Here is a 17,632-nt window from a genome sequence, read left to right as displayed (position 1 = left end):
TATTTATAAAATATTAAATTTAAAAAATATATTTTTTTATAAGTTTTATAATTCCAATTATAATACATTTAATTTTAAAATATCTATTACTAATAAAATTTAACTATTTATTCATTATTTATATGAATTCTAATATTATCATTTTTACTTTATATTATTACTATAGTACTTATATTTTTCAAATTTACTTTATTAATTTATATTACAAAAAAAGATTGTCTAAAACTAATTTAGACAATCTTTTTTAAATGAATAATAGTAAACTTATTGACATTACTATCATTCCTAAAATTAATCCATATATTGATAAATGATGCTCTCCATATTCTTTAGCAGCAGGTAATAATTCATCTAATGAAATAAACACCATTATACCAGCTACCATAGCAAAAATTATTCCGAATGTTAAATCATTAAAATAATTTCTTAGAAACACGTAGCCTACAATTGCTCCAACCGGTTCTGACATTCCTGATAAAAAGGAATATATAAAAGCTTTTTTCTTATCACCTGTTGCATAATAAATTGGAACTGAAACTGATATTCCTTCTGGTATATTATGAATTGCTATTGCTACTGCTATAGGGATTGCTATTTTAATATCTCCTAAAGCTGATACAAAAGTAGCTAATCCTTCTGGAAAGTTATGAATTGCTATTGCTAATGCAGTAAAAACTCCTGTTCTTAATAAACCACTAGCACTCTTATCCTCACTATTTTCTGAAGGAATTAACTTAACTTCATGTGGATTTTCTCCACTAGGTACAAATTTATCAATTATTGCAATTAAGAACATTCCTGCAAAAAATGAACCTACTGTTAAATAATTTCCTGTTCTTTCTCCTAATGCTGATATTAATGAATCCTTAGCTTTAGAAAATATTTCAATCATAGACACATATATCATAACTCCTGCTGAGAAACCTAAACTTATGGATAAAAACTTCTTATTTGTTCCTTTTGCTAAAAAGGCTATTAAACTTCCTATACCAGTTGCAAGTCCAGCAAACAATGTTATTAAGAAAGCTATAGTTACATTACTCATATTTTTATCCTCCTTACTATATTTGTTTATATACTTATCTTATACTAATTGATAATTTTTTTCAATTGAAATCAGAACTATCTTCTATAGTTTTTATTATTTTTTTATTCACAATTTTTACAATAATATATATTATTCCCATGTATATTAATGATAATAATTCTAGATTTATAAAATAATTATATCCACTTCCTATATCTTCAAGAATAGTTCCTCTAGCAGCTAGATTTGAATTGAAAGTTACAAAAAAGTAATCTGTATTGAATATATGATTGAATACTCCCATTGTTATACCTATTATTTGAAGCATGATATATACCTTTAATACTTCTTTTTCATTTAGGAAATATTTATGTATTATAAGAAAATATAACGGAATTACTATTATGGAAATATGAGATACCATAAATTGATAATATTTAAAATATCTACTTGATAATGATGTATCCATAGATAATAAACTTCCAATTCCTCCTATTAATCCATAACAAAGTGTAAAATTATATATTTTTTTATTCTTGTTAATACCAAGAATTATGCATAATATATTTGATATATAACAAAGATGTAATGGTAAGTTTTCTAACTCTATCCCTATAATCATCCAATTTACTAAATAATAAGATATAAAGAATACTCCTGATACAGATGTTAATATATATCTTATTATTTTTTCTGCTCTACTATTTATTCTTATTCTATCTCTATATATTAATAATAATCCTATTATTAGTATCATTATTATTAAAGGAATGATTTGTTCAAAAATATTCATTCTATAGCTATCATATGCTCTTTTAAATACAAAAAAATTTTTCATACTCTTTCTCCCCTTTATATAGAGTATGAATTTATTAATAAAATAATTCTTAATGGGGCTGCCTATTCGACAGCCCCAATATAATTTTATTTTTAGGTTACTGATCTCCAGCAACCATTTCTAGTACAACTATTATTACTTAGGTTATTAGTTCTTTGCCTAGCATTATTTAAACAATTCAATATTTCCCTATAAGCATTTTCATATCCTTGTCTAAGACCATTTTGGAATCCTACTCTAACACCTCTTTGATATCCTACCCTGCAACCATTTTGATATCCTTTTTGATATCCAGCTCTATATCCTGCATTATATCCCTGTCTATACCCTCTTTCATAACTAGCTCTTGCTAATTCTTGAGCTCTAGCAATTCCTCTTGCATAGCCTTCTCTAAAACCTTCTCTTCGTCCTTGTTGCCTTCCACACTCATATCCCTTTATATATCCTTTTTCTAAACCTGCTCTTAATCCTCTTTCATACCATTTACGACAATCAATTATTCCATTATTATCGCCACATCCTATGTCATTTATGTCATTATTATCATTGCATCCGCAAGAACTTTGATTTCTAGTAGATTCTTCAACAAAACTATTATCTTGAAAAATATTATTTTTATTCAATTCTTCAATATCATTCATCAAATTATTTTCTTCTCCAAATCCTGAAGAATTATTTTCGGTGAAATTAACATCTTTAAAAGAACTTGTTTCATCTTGCTGAATTCTTTTTAGAATTTCTTCGAAATCTTTAGTACCGAATTCATAATTTGTTTCCATCTTTTTTATCTCCTTGTTATAAATGTTTATAATACATAATATATGAATCTTTTATACCTTTTGTTAATGCTTTATAAAAGTTTTTATCTCTTTAGTAATTATGATGTAAATTTATTTATTCATTTAGTAATGAATTTACTTCTCTAACCAATCTCTTTACTCTATCAGGTAATTTTGATATAGCTTTTTCTCTCTTTTTTTCATCCTCTATTTGAGCTATTCTCATAACTTCTTGCTGTACTCCAGGAATACTATTAAACTCTGATACTATCCTATTAAATCGTTCTGCAAATCTAGGATCTTGCATCTTTGCTTGAAGTCTCATAATTAAGTTATAACTATTCATGATTAAATTACTCCCACAATTATTTTACTTTATACTATTCATAATTATTTTTATTTGTTACCTTAAACTTTAACCAAAAAAAGAAGTCAGCATAGTAACAACTAAACTGACTTCTTTTTATATTAAAATTTTAAATTTGAAACTTGTTTAAACATATCTATCTCTGTTTGAGATTCTACTTCACTTAAACTTTCATTCCATTCTTTATCAAATTTAATTTTATATATTTCTATATGTGATTTATCCTTTACAGGTGCCATAGCTACATATTCATTTCCACATATTAATTTTTGTTCTAATATTTCATAATCAACTTTATTCCCATTTTCATCATTGAAAGACATTATCTTTTGATTCATATATATACACTCCTTTATTTTACTAAACTTATTTTGCTTTAATAGAATAAATTTATACATATATATTAAAAATATCTTTAACTAATCTTTAATAAGTATTCTTGCATTGATTTTATTTGTTCTGCATATTCATCTGATACTGCTATTAAACTTTTCTTTAAGTGCTCATGTATATTATTTTCTTTTATCACGAAATCTAAAATAGCTTTAAAACCCATCTCTGTACCTTTAATAGCTGTTTTTAATATTTCTTTATCAGTATCTATATTCATTTCTTTAAAGCTATTAAATAGTTCTAAAAACTTTCCCCATAAGCCTTCATCATATGGAACCTTAGATCCTAATTCTTCAATTTCTTTTACTACTAAATCTTTATTTTTTTGAACTGTTACCAATACCTTATCTAGAAGTTCTATAACTTTATAATCAACAGCTTTTTCTTTTAATTTTGCTATTTCATTTTCTCCCATTATAATTCCTTCTAATTCTTTATTAAGCACTTTTATATTTTCATCATGCATAATATCACTCTCCTTTATATTAGTTTAATAATATAAAGATTTATTATACATTAAAATCTATGCTACATTTCTATTCTTTGTTATTTTCTTCAGCTCTATTTTTAAGTTTATTATTTATAATCAAATGAATTTTATCTATTCTTCTATCATCTAATTTAACTAGCTTTAAAGTTATATTATCAAATTTTACTTCGCAATTTTTTGTGTTAGTTGGAATTTCTCCAAGTTTTTCAATAAAAAGTCCTGCTATTGTATCCGCTACCTCTGATTCTAATTCTATATCCAAATAATCACTTATATCTGATAATGTCATTAATCCACTAACTATATAATTTTCATCATCTATTTTTTCTATATCTAAATTATCATCATACTCATCTAGGATTTCACCCATTACTTCTTCTATAATGTCTTCCATTGTTACTATTCCTGAAAAACCACCATATTCATCTATTAAAATAGCTATATAAGCTTTCTTATCTTTTAATTCTTTAAATAAATCATCTATGCTTTTCGTTTCTATAAAGAAACATGGATCTTTTATTAGCTCTCTTATTTTTACATTGTCTATTCCCTTTTCAACTATATTTGCAAATAAATCTTTCATATGCAATATACCTATAATATTATCTACTTCATCTTCATAAACAGGTATTCTTGAAAAATTTTCATCTAAAATTTCTTTTATACAATCTCTAATATTTTCATTAACATCTAACAAAAATGTTTCTGTTCTTGGGGTCATTATTTTTTTAGCTGCTGTATCATCAAATTCTATTATTCCATCAATCATTTCTCTTTCTGCTTGATTTATTGCACCATTTTCCTCTCCTATTTCTATAAGACTTCTAATTTCTTCTCTTGATATTTGTTCTTCTATTCCTTCTGTTTTAAATCCAAATATCTTAAGTATTAGGTTTGTTGAAAATGATAAAAACCACACAAATGGTTTAGTTACTTTTGATATAAATAATATTATTTTTATAGAAAACATTGCAACCTTTTCTGAATTTTGAAGTGCTATTCTTTTAGGCACTAACTCTCCAAGAACTAGTGTTAAATATGAAATAGCTAAAGTGGTTAAAACTAATGCAATACTTTCACTATAAGGAATATTAATATTTTTTAATACATTTGCAAAGCCACCTGAAATTGATGTTGCTGCCGATGCTGATGCAAAGAAACCTGCAAATGTAATTCCTACCTGTATTGTAGATAAGAAATTATTGGGTTCTTTAAGTATATCTCTTAATAATATCGCTTTTTTATTTCCTTCTTCTGCTAATATGTTTATTTTGGTTTTATTTAATGATACTATTGCCATTTCCGCTGATGCAAAAAACGCATTAACCATTACCAATATTAAAATTAAAATAAAACTACTCCCGGGACTTCCTTCCATTTATTCATTCTCCTTAAATTAAAATATAGTGAACTAATTTTACCATATATATGTTTGTTCTATCAAATACTTATTTATAACACAAAAGATTAAATAGTCTCAATTTTTCAAATTATTATGAAATACTTGTATATATTAAGCTATATCTTTTAAAAACTAATAATTATTATTTATATCTATATTAAAAAGTGGACATATGTAAATGTGCTTATTGCTCGCTTCGCTCCAAGTCAATATAAACTTACATACGTCCACTAAAAAACTGAAGGAAGTAAATTATAAATAGTTATCAACATGATAAACTTTTTATAATTTCTTAAAGAGTTAAAAGAGGCGTATTAAAACGCCCCTTACTTAATAATCTAAAATTATTTTTCTTCACCTATAGCTTCTTTTAATGTATGCCATGCAAGAACAGCACATTTTACCCTAGCTGGCATATTTGATATATTTTTTAAAACTATAGCATCTTCTAATGCTTCAAGCTCTTCTTCATCACTTATTTCTCGCTTTATCATTCCAATAAATGTTTCTACAAGTTTTAAAGCTTCTTCTTTGTTCTTACCTTTAATAAGATCTATCATCATTGAAGTTGATGCTTGAGATATCGCACAGCCTTGACCAGTAAAAGCCAAGTCTTCTATTATATCTTTATTCATTTTTAATTCTAATGTTATTTCATCCCCACAACTTGGATTATGACCCTTTTCAGATAAATCTGGATTGTCTAGCTTTCTTCTATTATGTCTTGAAGTACTGTGCTCCATTATAAGCTCTGTATATATAGCATTTAAATCCATTAACATTACCTCCATTTTGAAAACATATCATATGTTTGTTTTACTGCTTCTATTAATCTGTCAACATCTTCTTTTGTATTATAGAAATATATACTTGCTCTAGATGTTGCATTTATTCCCATATATCTCATTAGAGGTTGTGCACAGTGATTACCTGCTCTTATACAAACTCCAAAAGTGTCAAATATTGAAGCTACATCATGTGGGTGAACCCCTTCTATTTCAAAAGATAAAACTCCACCTCTTTTTTCAATATCTTTAGGTCCATATATTTTCACATATTCAAGTTTACTCATTTCTTTATATGCATAAGTCATTAGTTCTTTTTCAATTTTTTCTATGTTCTCCATACCTATTCCATTTAAGTAATCTATTGCTTTTGATAACCCTACTGCAGCCTCGACATTTTGAGTTCCTGCTTCAAATTTATATGGTAATACATTAAAAGTAGTTTCTTGTTCATATACATACTCTACCATATCCCCACCAAACATTAAAGGTGGCATTTTTTCTAGTAATTCTTTCTTGCCATATAGTATCCCTATGCCCATAGGTGCTAATAGCTTATGTCCTGCAATTACTAAAAAGTCTGCATTTATATCTCTAACATCTACTTTTATATGTGGAACGCTTTGTGCTCCATCAACTATAACTACAGCTCCTTTTGAATGAGCATATTCCGCTATTTCTTTTACAGGGTTTATTGTTCCTAAAGCATTAGATACATGTGTTATACTTACAATCTTTGTTTTTTCAGTAATTTTACTTTTTACCTCTTCTTCTGTAAGTTCACCATTTTCATCAGTATACATATATTTAAGAATTGCACCTTTAGCCTTTGCTACTTGTTGCCATGGAATTAAATTTGAGTGATGTTCTGCAATTGAAATTACTATTTCATCACCTTCATTTATATAAGTCATTCCATATGACATTGCTAAAAGATTAAATGATTCAGTTGCATTTTTAGTGAAAATTATTTCCTCTCTATATTTTGCATTTATAAACTTTTTAACCTTTTCTCTTGCTTCATCATAAGCTTCCGTTGCGAGTACACTCAATTCATAAGCTCCTCTATGAGGATTTGCATTAGATTGTTCATAATAATCTTTTATAGAATTTATAACAGAATTAGGTTTTTGTGTTGTTGCAGCGCTATCTAAATAAACTATTCTTTTCCCATTTTTTTCTTTATTTAATGTAGGAAAATCTTTTAAAAAGTCTATATTATTCATTATCTAAACATTCCTTTATGGAAGCTAAAATTGCTTCTCTTATATTTTCATTATCTATTTTATCTATTATTGGATTAAAAGCTCCTTCTATAATTATTCTTCTAGCATCATTATAGTTTAAGCCTCTGCTCATTAAATAGAATAGTTTTGCTTCATCTATTTTACCTGAAGCTGCTGCGTGTTCTCCAGATACATCATCTTCTTCACAAAGTAGTAATGGAAGTGCTTTTGCTCTTACTTTAGGAGATAGTATCATACAATATTCATCTTCTACTCCAACACTTCTTGTAGTTCCTCTTTTGAAATCAAGAGTTCCTCTAAATATTTTGCTTGCTTCTCCCTTTAGTGCTCCTTTAGTTGTTATCTCTGACTTACTTCTTCTTCCCTTATGAGTCATAACATAATTCATATCTATGACTTTTTTATCTCCACCTAAGTATATTGAACTAAGTGTTGACTGTGAATTATCTTCAAGTAAATCACCATGATAATTTGTTATACTGTTTTTTCCACCTAAGTCTATTGAAACAAAATCAACCTTACCATTATATCCAACATCAGAAAGGTTTGAATCTAAATTCATGGTATTTTTATTTAATAAATTCACTTTAACAACTTGAATGTTACTATTGTCTTTACTAAATATCTTACAGACACCATTATGATATCCTTCACTATCATCTAATGAATTATATTTTATAATTACTTTTGCATTTGAATTTTCTTCTGCCACTATTAAAATATTATCTACTAAAGTGCTATTTTCCTTATCCATATTGAATTCTATAAGTATTGGCTCTTCTACATTAGCATTTTTATCTATATTTATTATATATCCCTTATTAAAATGAAGTTCTCCTTGCTTAACTATTTCATCTGAAACTCCATAAATAAATTTCTTATTTAATGGAAATACATTTCCCTTATTAAGTCTTTCTATTGTAACTCCTTCTAAATCATTACCAGTTATTTCATCATTATTAAAGTTTCCTATTTCAGGAGCTTTATAATCTTTCAATGTTACATCATTAACATTTAACCAGCTTTTAGTTCTTACAGGAGTCTTATTTAAATTATTGAAATTTAAATTACTATTCATTATCCAATGCTCCCTTCTAGTTCAAGCTTAATTAAATTATTCATTTCTACTGCATATTCTAGTGGTAATTCCTTTGATATAGGTTCAACGAACCCTCTTACTATCATTGATTTAGCTTCTTCTTCACTTATTCCTCTACTCATTAGATAGAATATAGCTTCATCACTAATTTTACCTATTTTAGCTTCATGTCCTATTTCAACATCATCATTCATTAAATCTATAACTGGTATAGTATCAGATTTAGATAAATTATCTAGCATCAACGATTCACAAGATACTACTGATTTAGAGTTATAAGCATTTGAGCTTACCTTTACAACACCTCTATAAGTAGCAGCCCCTCCATTTTTAGATATTGATTTTGAATTTATTGTTGAAGAAGTATTTGGTGCTGCATGTATTACCTTTGCTCCAGTATCCAAGTTTTGGCCTTTTCCAGCAAAAGATACTCCTGTAAATTCTGCTCTTGCACCTTCTCCTTTTAAAATACTCATAGGATAAAGCATTGATATATGTGATCCAAATGATCCTGATATCCACTCTATTCTTGCATTTTTTTCAACTATTGCTCTTTTTGTATTTAAGTTAAGCATATTTTTTGACCAGTTTTCTATTGTACTATATCTAAGTGTTGCTCCCTCTTTTACAAATAATTCAACACAACCTGCATGTAAATTTGTCATATTGTGCTTAGGTGCTGAACATCCTTCTATAAAGTGAAGTTTAGCTCCCTCTTCAACAATTATTAATGTATGTTCAAATTGGCCTGCACCTGGTGAATTTAATCTAAAGTAAGATTGTAGTGGAATATCTACATTTACTCCTTTTGGTACATATACAAATGATCCGCCAGACCAAACAGCTCCATGTAATGCTGCAAATTTGTGGTCACTTGGTGTAACACATTTCATAAAGTATTCTCTAACTATATCTTCATGTTCCTTAATTGCTGTCTCCATATCTGTATAAATTACGCCTTGTTTAACAAGATCTTCTCTTATACTATGATAAACAACCTCTGAATCATATTGTGCTCCAACACCCGCTAATGATTTCTTTTCTGCTTCTGGTATTCCTAATAAATCAAAAGTTTTTTTAATATCTTCAGGAACTTCATCCCAACTTTCATGAAGTTTTGATTTTGGCTTAACATAAGTAACTATATTATCCATATCTAGTTCATCTAATGACGGTCCCCATGTTGGAAGTTTAATTTTATTATATACCTCAAGAGATTTTAATCTAAATTCTTTCATCCATTCTGGTTCATTTTTTTCTTTTGAAATGGTTTCTACGATTTCCTTTGTTAAACCCTTATCTGCTTTAAAATCAAATGTATCTTCATTTTTAACATCGTAGATTCCTCTATCCATATCTTCTACGTAGGTCTTATTCTTTATTTCCAAAGTGCTCACCTCCACACTATACTGATGCTTCTATTTTAAAAGCTTCATATCCATCTTTTTCAATTTCTTTAGCCAAAGATGCATCTCCAGTTTTAACTATTTTCCCATTAACTAAAACATGAACATAATCAGCTTCTAAATTTTCAAGTATCTTAGTATTGTGAGTTATTATTAAAACTCCGTTATTTTCATTTGCAAACATCTTTATACCTTGAGAAACTACTCTTATTGCATCTACATCTAGCCCTGAGTCAGTTTCATCTAATATTGCAAGCTTAGGACTTAGCATAAGCATTTGTAATATTTCGTTCTTTTTCTTTTCTCCACCAGAAAAACCTACATTTAAATATCTCTTTGAATATTCATTATCAATTTTTAATTCTTTCATATTATTCTTTAAATCTTTATCAAACTTTAAGAATTTAATTAATTGTCCATCCTTAGCTATTTTTGCACTTCTTATAAAGTTTTCTACAGTTATACCTGGTACTTCTTCTGGATGTTGGAAGGATAAGAATAAGCCTTTTTTTGCTCTTTCATCAGTTTTTAATTCCGTTATATCTTCACCTTCAAATGTAATCTCACCTTCAACTTGTTTATATTTTGGATGAGCCATTAATGTATTAGCTAATGTTGACTTTCCTGCACCATTTGGTCCCATTATTACGTGAATTTCACCTTTATTTATTTTTAAGTTCAATCCCTTTAAAATTTCTTTGCCTTCTACTGCTGTTTTTAACCCATCTATATTTAATAAAACATCACTCATATTTACATCTCCTTAACGTGTTTTATGTGAATTTAAATCAATTCCTATTATTTCAGTCTGAATTAATTATATCATACTAAATAGCTCTGATTTAATCAAATTATATTTTTTTTAATTTTACCTATATGACATGATTATTTGCCAATAACTTTTATTAGCTTTACATTTCTACTTTTATTTTATTTTTATGCAAAAAAATAAGGCTATTCAAAGGAATAAGCCTTTTTTTACATAATTTAACATATATTTTATAATTCTTTTGCTAATACATATCTTCTTAAGCCACCATATTTGATTTTTTCTTTTTCGATTTTATAGCCTAATTTTTCAAAAGTATTAACACTATATTTATTATATGGGGAAGCTGTTGAAGTTAATAGTTTAACTTTTTCATTTTTAGCTATATCCTCTATTTTTTCGCAAAGTATTCGTTGAAGTCCATTTCCTCTATAATCACTTCTAACTACTGTTGACTCAACTTGACCAACTTTAAGTAAGTTCTCACCTTCTAAATCTAAATCATACCCATAATTACCTTTATCATATCCCTTTTTTATATAAACGGCCATAGCAATTAATTCTTCTTCTTCATTTAAATAACCAATTATTTTTGCACCTTTTTGAAAATATTCTATAAATTCCTCTCTCTCTGTAGGGGCATATAATTGTTTGTCATCTAAATCTTGCATTATAATTTCTTGTAACTCTATTATTTGATCTATATAGCTTAAATCAAGCTCTTTGTATTTAGCATTAACTATATTTCCATTTTTATTTTTTAACCTTAGTATATCTATCATTTTACATCCCTCCTTATGTTTTATATAATATCATATTTCATTTACAATATTATTGTTAATAATAAAAGGAGATTAGTTTTATTTTTAACCTATTAATAAATCTATTTTTAATTCTTTAATATTTTTTTAATTAATCACTTAAAAATTTAAATATTTTTTCTAAGTAAGGTATTAATATATCATCATTTTCTAAATAGAGTTCGTGCTTTCCATTTTCAAATCTAACAAGCTCACAACTTTTGCACTTTCTTGAGAATTTATTTTCTCCTCTTGCACCTACTAAAGAATCTTTTCCTGCTTGAAAAATCAAAACTGGTATATCAATTTTTTCTAAATTTTCTCTTTTAAATATATATTTAAAAGATTTTAATGATTCATAAAGCCACCTAAATGAACCTCCACCTCTTTGTATCTTCTCATTGCTTATTATTTCTCTATAATATACGTTATATCTAAATTCATTTGATGTTGAAGCTAAAATAAAATCGTAAGTACTTTCAAATGGCATATTTCCAAATATAAATTCATCACCTTTACCTAATAATATGCTTACTTTAGCTATAATTCTCGCTATAAAATTAGGGATGTTTCCTATTGCTATTTCTAACATCGGACAAGATAAAATAGCTTTTTTGAAGCTTCCTGGATATTTTTCTAAAAACATCACCCCTATTGTACCTCCCATAGAGTGAGAATATAAATATATCTTATCAGTATTTTTAATTACTATCTTATCTATAAATACTTTAAAATCATTTACATAATAATTGAAATCTTCTATGTTTATTTGGCTTTCATGTTTTTTGCCTAATCTACCTGAACGTCCATGACCTCTATGTTCCATTATAAATACTGAATAACCTTCTTTTATAAAATAATATATTATCTCTCTATACTTTTCTATACACTCTGTAAAGCCGTGGGATATAACTATTTTTCCTATTTGATTTTTAGCTTTATACTTTTCATAATATATTTTTATATCATTTTCTCCCATAAAATATCCTGACTCTTTTATATAAGAAAGTCTTTTTTTTACTTCATCTACTATATCTTCATCCATTCCAAAATTATAGAAATATTCTCTATTACTCTTTATACTTTTGTATTTCATATTAAGCACTCCTATACACAGTTAGTCCTTAATATTTTGTCTCTTTTATGAAATTTTATTTAAAAAGTAGAGATATGTATGTTTCCTTATTGAATAAATTCAATTCAGATCAACGTAACTTTACGCATATCAACTATAAATCTTAATAAAGTAATTAGGGAATGCCACAGACATCCCCTTAATTTAGATTATAAAAATTGTACGTCATCATCTATTAGTTAGCTTAATATAAAGCTTTGTATTGCCAGAAGTGCTTTAACATCTATATTTTCATTTGACTTTAAAAGTTCTTTTGCCTCTTCTTTAGAAATCAGTATAGCTTCTATATCCTCATCTGCTTCTAGATTTTCCTTGGAAATAATACCATCGCAAGTACATGAAACAAGTGCTACAGATTCATCCGTCATCCCTACTGAAACATATACTTTTTCTTTTGTTCTATTATAATCTATATTTACTAGATCTAGTCCTGTTTCTTCTTTTAATTCTCTTTTAGTTGCTTCTTCAAATTCTTCATTATTATCAACAAGTCCAGCTGGTAATTCTATTACATAATCATTTATAGGAACTCTAAATTGTCTTATTACTACTAACTTATCTTCTTTAATGTGCTTAGCTATTATTACTACTGCATCAATTTTATCTTCTGCCCCATGAAAAAACTTGTTATTTATAGTATCTAAATCTTTTCTAGATGCTATAGTCCAATTTCTCAAAGCTCCATATTTATTTTTATACTCTGCATTGTATAACTTTAAATATTTAGTATCTGCTAATAATTTTATATTCTCTAACTTTACTTTACTCATTTTCTCAACTTCCTTACCTTTATATATGTTTAAATTAATAATCTGCACTATGCTATTATAATTAATTATATATATTTTTCTTTTATTTTACAAATATTTTAGCCTTTATCACTAGTATTCTTACTCTTATTCATTTAAAATTATAATATAATTTTAAACAATGGAGGATTTTAAAACTTGAAAAATATAAGTAATAAGCTTAAACAGAATATTCTACTTGGAACATATTTAATAGCTCTTTATTTCATTCTTTTAAATATTAAATCTGTACTTAGTACTTTTGGAAACATTATAAGTATACTTAAGCCATTTATTATTGCCTTTTGTATAGCTTTTATTTTAAACTTGCCAATGACTTTCTTTGAAAATAAAGTATTCAACTTATTAGATAAACAAAAATCAGGTTATGTAAGAAAGCTAAAGAGGCCATTATCTATTCTAGCGACATTTATTACTGTTATAGGACTTGTAATAGCACTGGCTTTATTTGTTATTCCTGAGCTTATATCAAGCATTTCTACACTTTTAAATGCTGTTCCTGATTATATAAGATCTTTTGAGAAAATAATAAATCAATATATATCATCAGCAGAAATATTACAAAATGCATACGATACTTTAATTACAACTTGGAAGGAATTATTAACAATAGTTGGTGGTTTACTAACAACATCCCTTACAAGTATATTAACTACAACCATTTCTATTACTAGTGGCGTTGTAAATTTTGCTCTTTCAATAGTTTTAACTATTTATATGCTTGCTAGCAAAGAAACCTTATTATATCATTCAAAAAAAATGTTATATGCTTTTGTATCTAAGCCATTATCTGATAAGTTAATTAGAGTTGTTAGACTTTCTAATATTACTTTTTCTAAATTTATAACAGGTCAATGTATTGAAGCTGTTATACTTGGATTTTTATGTTTTTTAGGTATGAATATTTTTTCTATGCCTTACTCCTTATTAGTTAGTGTTCTTGTTGGAGTTACAGCATTGATTCCGGTTTTTGGTGCATTTATTGGCACAATTCCTTCTGTATTTCTAATTCTTCTAATAAATCCAATGCAAGCATTATGGTTTATCGTGTTCATATTATGTTTGCAACAATTTGAGGGAAATGTTATATATCCTAAAGTTGTGGGAAATTCTGTTGGACTTCCAGCAATTTGGGTTATGTTAGCCATGTTAGTTGGTGGTAGTACCCTTGGCTTAATTGGTATGCTAATTGGAATACCAGTATTTAGTGTGGCTTACCAACTTATAAGAGAGTACACAAATAAACGATTAGATTCAAAACAAATCAATTTATAATAAAAAAAATTAGACATATATAATGTTTCTTATAACTTACTTTCGATACAAGTAACTTAAACTTATATATGTCCAATTTAAAACTTAAGGAACAATAATAATAACTTATTTTACAAAATATTATATATTGTTCCTTGCCTTTTTTATATATTATCTATTTCATTTAATATTTCATCACATATTTTATGAGTCTTTATAGCATCTTCTATTGTTGGATTAGGCTGAATTCCTAGTCTCGCCGCATTAATAAATTCGTTTATTATACTTTCAAATCCTCTTCTATATAATATACTATCCCAATCTTTAAACGTTTTATTTTCTTCCATATTATTTATAAGTATCTTTGAATTCATTAAATTTCTAACTATTACCTTTTTTCCACATGAAGTGTACTCTAATTCTTCTTCATTTGCTCCACCATCTCTATTCATCATTGCTATACATGTAGTATTTTTATTTGTCATTGTAACAACAAGATTATAAATCAATTCATTTTTCTTTAATCCATTTACAATTATATTTTCTATATCGTCATCCATTAAAAATCTTAAAGTATCTATAACATGGATAAAATCATCTAAAACAAATACTTCAGGTGACTTGGGACTATTTACTCTATTTTTTTCTAATTTAATAACTGAAGGAGTTCCATAATTTTTAAGATCAGAATACATTGGTGCAAATCTTCTATTAAAACCTACCATTAATATCTTATTAACATCTTTAGCTAATTTACATATCCTTAAACTCTCTTCATAATTATAGCTTATTGGCTTATCAACATAAACATGAATATTATTATTTAATAACTTTTCTATTATCTCTACATGGCTTTCTGTAGCTGTATGAACGAAAGCTGCATCAATGTTCATATTAATTAAATCATCAACTGAAGATACAGATTCATTAATTCTATATTTTTTTGATAAACTATCTAATTTTTCTTTATTACGAGTACAAAATACTAGTTCTACTTCTTCTTTAGCTGTAATGACAGGTAAATATGCTTTTTCGCATATATTGCCTAAACCAATTATTCCTATTTTCATTGCTTTCACCCCTCTATAAAATGCTTTTATTATATATTATGAATTATGAAGCAATTTTTTAGTGAAAAGTTAATAATGAAAGAGTGAAAAGTTAAGAGTGTTTTTCTCCATAAAACTTAAATTCAGCTTGTGCAAAGCACTCTTTATTCGAAAATCCCTTAAGGATTTTTTCCTTAACTTTTTTCACTCTTTCACTCTTTCCTTCTTCACTATTTTGCTTCGCAAAATTAAACAAGGCTATCTAATCTATCTTTATTTTCTTCTATTACTTCTATAAATTTTTCTGCAATAATAGGATCAAATTGAATTCCACTAAACTTTCTTAACTCTATAATAGCTTCTTCATAAGTTTTTCTTTTATTATAGGGTCTATTTGAAGTCATAGCATCAAAACTATCCACTACAGTTAAAACTCTTGCTAAATAAGGTATTTCTTCTCCTTTTAGATTTCCAGGATAACCTGTTCCATTATATTTTTCATGATGATGTAATATTATTGGAATCATATTTTGCAATGATTTTACAGGCTTTATTATTTCTACACCATTTTCCGGATGTTGTTTTAGCATATTCCATTCCTCAGGTAATAGTGGCATTTTTTTCATTAATATATCTTGCGCTATATTAATTTTACCAATATCATGCATATAAGCTCCATATATTAATGTATCTTCTTCCTCTTTGCTTAAACTTAACTTTTGAGCTAATAATCTACTATACAGTACTACTCTTTCTGAATGTCCATATGTATATCTATCTTTAGCATTAATTACACTTATAAGTGTTTTGATTGATGTAACTAATTCCACATCTCTTTCATCAATATCATTTTTTAAATCATCTAATATAGATGTATATGTTTCAACTCGATTTTTGTTAAAGAATTTTGCTCTATATAATGCATCATCTGCACTTTTTATAAGTTCTATATCACTTTTAGCTTTAACTGGAAAAACTGAAACCCCCATAGATGCTGTCAAAACTCCACTTGGCTGATTTTCCTCACCATAAAACTTAGTTTTCTCTATTACAGATCTTATTCTATCAGCTATTAATAATGCTTGCTCTTCTGTAGTATTTGGTAATATTAAAGCAAATTCCTCCCCACCATATCTGGCTGCGATATCTGTACTCCTTATATTTTTCTTTAATATATTTCCTATAGTTCTTAATACTTCATCTCCTCTTTGGTGTCCATATAGGTCATTGTAGTGCTTGAAATAATCTATATCAACAAATATCATAGAAATTGGCTCACCATTTTTCTCTGATAATATTATTTTCTCTTTTAATGAATCATGAAAATATCTATGATTAAATACACCTGTTAATCCATCCTTATTAACCAAATCTTCCAATTTACTTATATGCTCGCCCTCAATTTTTACATAAAACCCTAAAGGCCAAGCTGTAAGTAAAAATATTCCTGATAATATCAAATCATTTTGAAAGTTTTTATTAACCGCAACATTAGGCATACATACTATATCCATTATTAATATTGCTAATGATGATATTCCTGCAATAGTTATTCCACTTTTTAATCCTAACTGTATAGTTGAACTGGTTATTATAAATAAAAATATATATTTATATTCACTTTGATAAGCTCCCGAAAATATAACTGTTCCCAAAAACATTGCTATAAAAGCTAAATTTTCTATAAAAATAATTTTCCTATATTTACTCTTATTAAGTTTACCATTTAATGAAAATGACCATAACATATATATTGCTAATAATAATAGCATTACCCCTCCTAAGGCCATGAACATAATTTGTTGATACACCAAATTGTCTAAAAATTCATTATTATTAAAAAAATACTGGAAAAATATAATGGCTGTGAACATTAATGATGCTAATTTTACTATTGAAACCATATCATTTATTTGTTTTCTCTTATCTTTATTTATTTTATTCAAATTGTTCACCTCATAATTATTTAAATAAAGATCGGAA

General features: G+C 26.8%; 18 protein-coding genes. 1 reads left to right on the top strand and 17 read right to left on the bottom strand.

What is annotated here, in order from left to right:
* Positions 1-244 precede the first annotated feature (244 nt).
* The 15 genes from zupT to AAT22_RS09170 form a co-directional block, all read right to left on the bottom strand.
* Complete coding sequence (gene zupT / locus AAT22_RS09240; RefSeq protein ID WP_016206155.1) at positions 245-1,045, bottom strand: zinc transporter ZupT; 801 nt, start codon at positions 1,043-1,045, stop codon at positions 245-247.
* A 61-nt stretch (positions 1,046-1,106) separates the two neighbouring features.
* A complete protein-coding gene (locus AAT22_RS09235; RefSeq protein WP_016206156.1) occupies positions 1,107-1,865 on the bottom strand; it encodes a YwaF family protein in 759 nt (252 codons plus the stop codon).
* A gap of 92 nt (positions 1,866-1,957) precedes the next feature.
* Positions 1,958-2,644, bottom strand: a complete 687-nt coding sequence (locus AAT22_RS09230; protein WP_016206157.1) for a Yae1 family protein — start codon at positions 2,642-2,644, stop codon at positions 1,958-1,960.
* Between the two features lie 115 nt (positions 2,645-2,759).
* Positions 2,760-2,990, bottom strand: coding sequence for a hypothetical protein (locus tag AAT22_RS09225; protein ID WP_016206158.1), 231 nt, complete (start codon positions 2,988-2,990; stop codon positions 2,760-2,762).
* A 122-nt stretch (positions 2,991-3,112) separates the two neighbouring features.
* On the bottom strand, positions 3,113-3,349 hold the full coding sequence (locus tag AAT22_RS09220) for a DUF1292 domain-containing protein (protein ID WP_016206159.1): 237 nt from the start codon (positions 3,347-3,349) through the stop codon (positions 3,113-3,115).
* Positions 3,350-3,426: 77 nt separating this feature from the next.
* A complete protein-coding gene (locus AAT22_RS09215) occupies positions 3,427-3,870 on the bottom strand; it encodes a hypothetical protein (protein WP_047000982.1) in 444 nt (147 codons plus the stop codon).
* A 70-nt stretch (positions 3,871-3,940) separates the two neighbouring features.
* Positions 3,941-5,272: a hemolysin family protein gene (locus tag AAT22_RS09210; protein ID WP_016206161.1), complete on the bottom strand. Its 1,332-nt coding sequence runs from the start codon at positions 5,270-5,272 to the stop codon at positions 3,941-3,943.
* A gap of 368 nt (positions 5,273-5,640) precedes the next feature.
* On the bottom strand, positions 5,641-6,072 hold the full coding sequence (gene sufU, locus AAT22_RS09205; protein WP_047000981.1) for a Fe-S cluster assembly sulfur transfer protein SufU: 432 nt from the start codon (positions 6,070-6,072) through the stop codon (positions 5,641-5,643).
* Between the two features lie 5 nt (positions 6,073-6,077).
* On the bottom strand, positions 6,078-7,307 hold the full coding sequence (locus AAT22_RS09200) for a cysteine desulfurase (RefSeq protein WP_047000980.1): 1,230 nt from the start codon (positions 7,305-7,307) through the stop codon (positions 6,078-6,080).
* Complete coding sequence (sufD, locus tag AAT22_RS09195; RefSeq protein ID WP_047000979.1) at positions 7,300-8,406, bottom strand: Fe-S cluster assembly protein SufD; 1,107 nt, start codon at positions 8,404-8,406, stop codon at positions 7,300-7,302. Before sufD ends, AAT22_RS09200 begins: the two co-directional genes overlap by 8 nt.
* Entirely contained in the window at positions 8,406-9,815 is a 1,410-nt protein-coding gene (gene sufB, locus AAT22_RS09190) for a Fe-S cluster assembly protein SufB (protein ID WP_016206165.1), read from the bottom strand. Before sufB ends, sufD begins: the two co-directional genes overlap by 1 nt.
* Positions 9,816-9,831: 16 nt before the next feature.
* Positions 9,832-10,584, bottom strand: coding sequence for a Fe-S cluster assembly ATPase SufC (gene sufC / locus AAT22_RS09185; protein ID WP_016206166.1), 753 nt, complete (start codon positions 10,582-10,584; stop codon positions 9,832-9,834).
* Between the two features lie 248 nt (positions 10,585-10,832).
* Positions 10,833-11,384 (bottom strand): GNAT family N-acetyltransferase, encoded by a 552-nt coding sequence (locus tag AAT22_RS09180; RefSeq protein WP_016206167.1) that lies wholly within the window; start codon positions 11,382-11,384, stop codon positions 10,833-10,835.
* 130 nt (positions 11,385-11,514) lie between these two features.
* A complete protein-coding gene (locus AAT22_RS09175) occupies positions 11,515-12,498 on the bottom strand; it encodes an alpha/beta hydrolase (RefSeq protein WP_047000978.1) in 984 nt (327 codons plus the stop codon).
* 218 nt (positions 12,499-12,716) lie between these two features.
* On the bottom strand, positions 12,717-13,307 hold the full coding sequence (locus tag AAT22_RS09170; protein ID WP_047000977.1) for an NUDIX hydrolase: 591 nt from the start codon (positions 13,305-13,307) through the stop codon (positions 12,717-12,719).
* A gap of 177 nt (positions 13,308-13,484) precedes the next feature.
* Between AAT22_RS09170 and AAT22_RS09165 the strand changes: the two genes are divergently transcribed.
* Complete coding sequence (locus AAT22_RS09165) at positions 13,485-14,621, top strand: AI-2E family transporter (RefSeq protein WP_047000976.1); 1,137 nt, start codon at positions 13,485-13,487, stop codon at positions 14,619-14,621.
* Positions 14,622-14,764: 143 nt separating this feature from the next.
* Here AAT22_RS09165 and AAT22_RS09160 read toward each other — a convergent pair whose 3' ends face one another.
* Both AAT22_RS09160 and AAT22_RS09155 read right to left on the bottom strand, forming a co-directional pair.
* Positions 14,765-15,670 carry a Gfo/Idh/MocA family oxidoreductase gene (locus AAT22_RS09160; protein ID WP_047000975.1) on the bottom strand — a complete coding sequence of 302 codons (906 nt, stop codon included), beginning with the start codon at positions 15,668-15,670 and terminating at the stop codon, positions 14,765-14,767.
* Between the two features lie 227 nt (positions 15,671-15,897).
* Positions 15,898-17,595, bottom strand: a complete 1,698-nt coding sequence (locus AAT22_RS09155) for a diguanylate cyclase (RefSeq protein WP_047000974.1) — start codon at positions 17,593-17,595, stop codon at positions 15,898-15,900.
* Positions 17,596-17,632: the final 37 nt, after the last annotated feature.

The sequence above is a fragment of the Clostridium sp. C8 genome, from assembly GCF_001010885.1.
Classification (GTDB): Bacteria; Bacillota; Clostridia; order Clostridiales; family Clostridiaceae; genus Clostridium; species Clostridium sartagoforme.
This window is presented reverse-complemented; position numbering and strand designations above follow the sequence as displayed.

What these genes read in the sequence shown, in the direction of transcription:
- AAT22_RS09225 (WP_016206158.1), bottom strand. Translation starts at nt 2,990, where the DNA reads ATGAATAGTTATAACTTAATTATGAGACTTCAAGCAAAGATGCAAGAT.
- sufC (WP_016206166.1), bottom strand. Translation starts at nt 10,584, where the DNA reads ATGAGTGATGTTTTATTAAATATAGATGGGTTAAAAACAGCAGTAGAA.
- AAT22_RS09175 (WP_047000978.1), bottom strand. Translation starts at nt 12,498, where the DNA reads ATGAAATACAAAAGTATAAAGAGTAATAGAGAATATTTCTATAATTTT.
- AAT22_RS09220 (WP_016206159.1), bottom strand. Translation starts at nt 3,349, where the DNA reads ATGAATCAAAAGATAATGTCTTTCAATGATGAAAATGGGAATAAAGTT.
- AAT22_RS09230 (WP_016206157.1), bottom strand. Translation starts at nt 2,644, where the DNA reads ATGGAAACAAATTATGAATTCGGTACTAAAGATTTCGAAGAAATTCTA.
- AAT22_RS09210 (WP_016206161.1), bottom strand. Translation starts at nt 5,272, where the DNA reads ATGGAAGGAAGTCCCGGGAGTAGTTTTATTTTAATTTTAATATTGGTA.
- sufD (WP_047000979.1), bottom strand. Translation starts at nt 8,406, where the DNA reads ATGAATAGTAATTTAAATTTCAATAATTTAAATAAGACTCCTGTAAGA.
- AAT22_RS09215 (WP_047000982.1), bottom strand. Translation starts at nt 3,870, where the DNA reads ATGCATGATGAAAATATAAAAGTGCTTAATAAAGAATTAGAAGGAATT.
- zupT (WP_016206155.1), bottom strand. Translation starts at nt 1,045, where the DNA reads ATGAGTAATGTAACTATAGCTTTCTTAATAACATTGTTTGCTGGACTT.
- AAT22_RS09180 (WP_016206167.1), bottom strand. Translation starts at nt 11,384, where the DNA reads ATGATAGATATACTAAGGTTAAAAAATAAAAATGGAAATATAGTTAAT.
- AAT22_RS09200 (WP_047000980.1), bottom strand. Translation starts at nt 7,307, where the DNA reads ATGAATAATATAGACTTTTTAAAAGATTTTCCTACATTAAATAAAGAA.
- AAT22_RS09170 (WP_047000977.1), bottom strand. Translation starts at nt 13,307, where the DNA reads ATGAGTAAAGTAAAGTTAGAGAATATAAAATTATTAGCAGATACTAAA.
- AAT22_RS09160 (WP_047000975.1), bottom strand. Translation starts at nt 15,670, where the DNA reads ATGAAAATAGGAATAATTGGTTTAGGCAATATATGCGAAAAAGCATAT.
- AAT22_RS09235 (WP_016206156.1), bottom strand. Translation starts at nt 1,865, where the DNA reads ATGAAAAATTTTTTTGTATTTAAAAGAGCATATGATAGCTATAGAATG.
- sufU (WP_047000981.1), bottom strand. Translation starts at nt 6,072, where the DNA reads ATGGATTTAAATGCTATATATACAGAGCTTATAATGGAGCACAGTACT.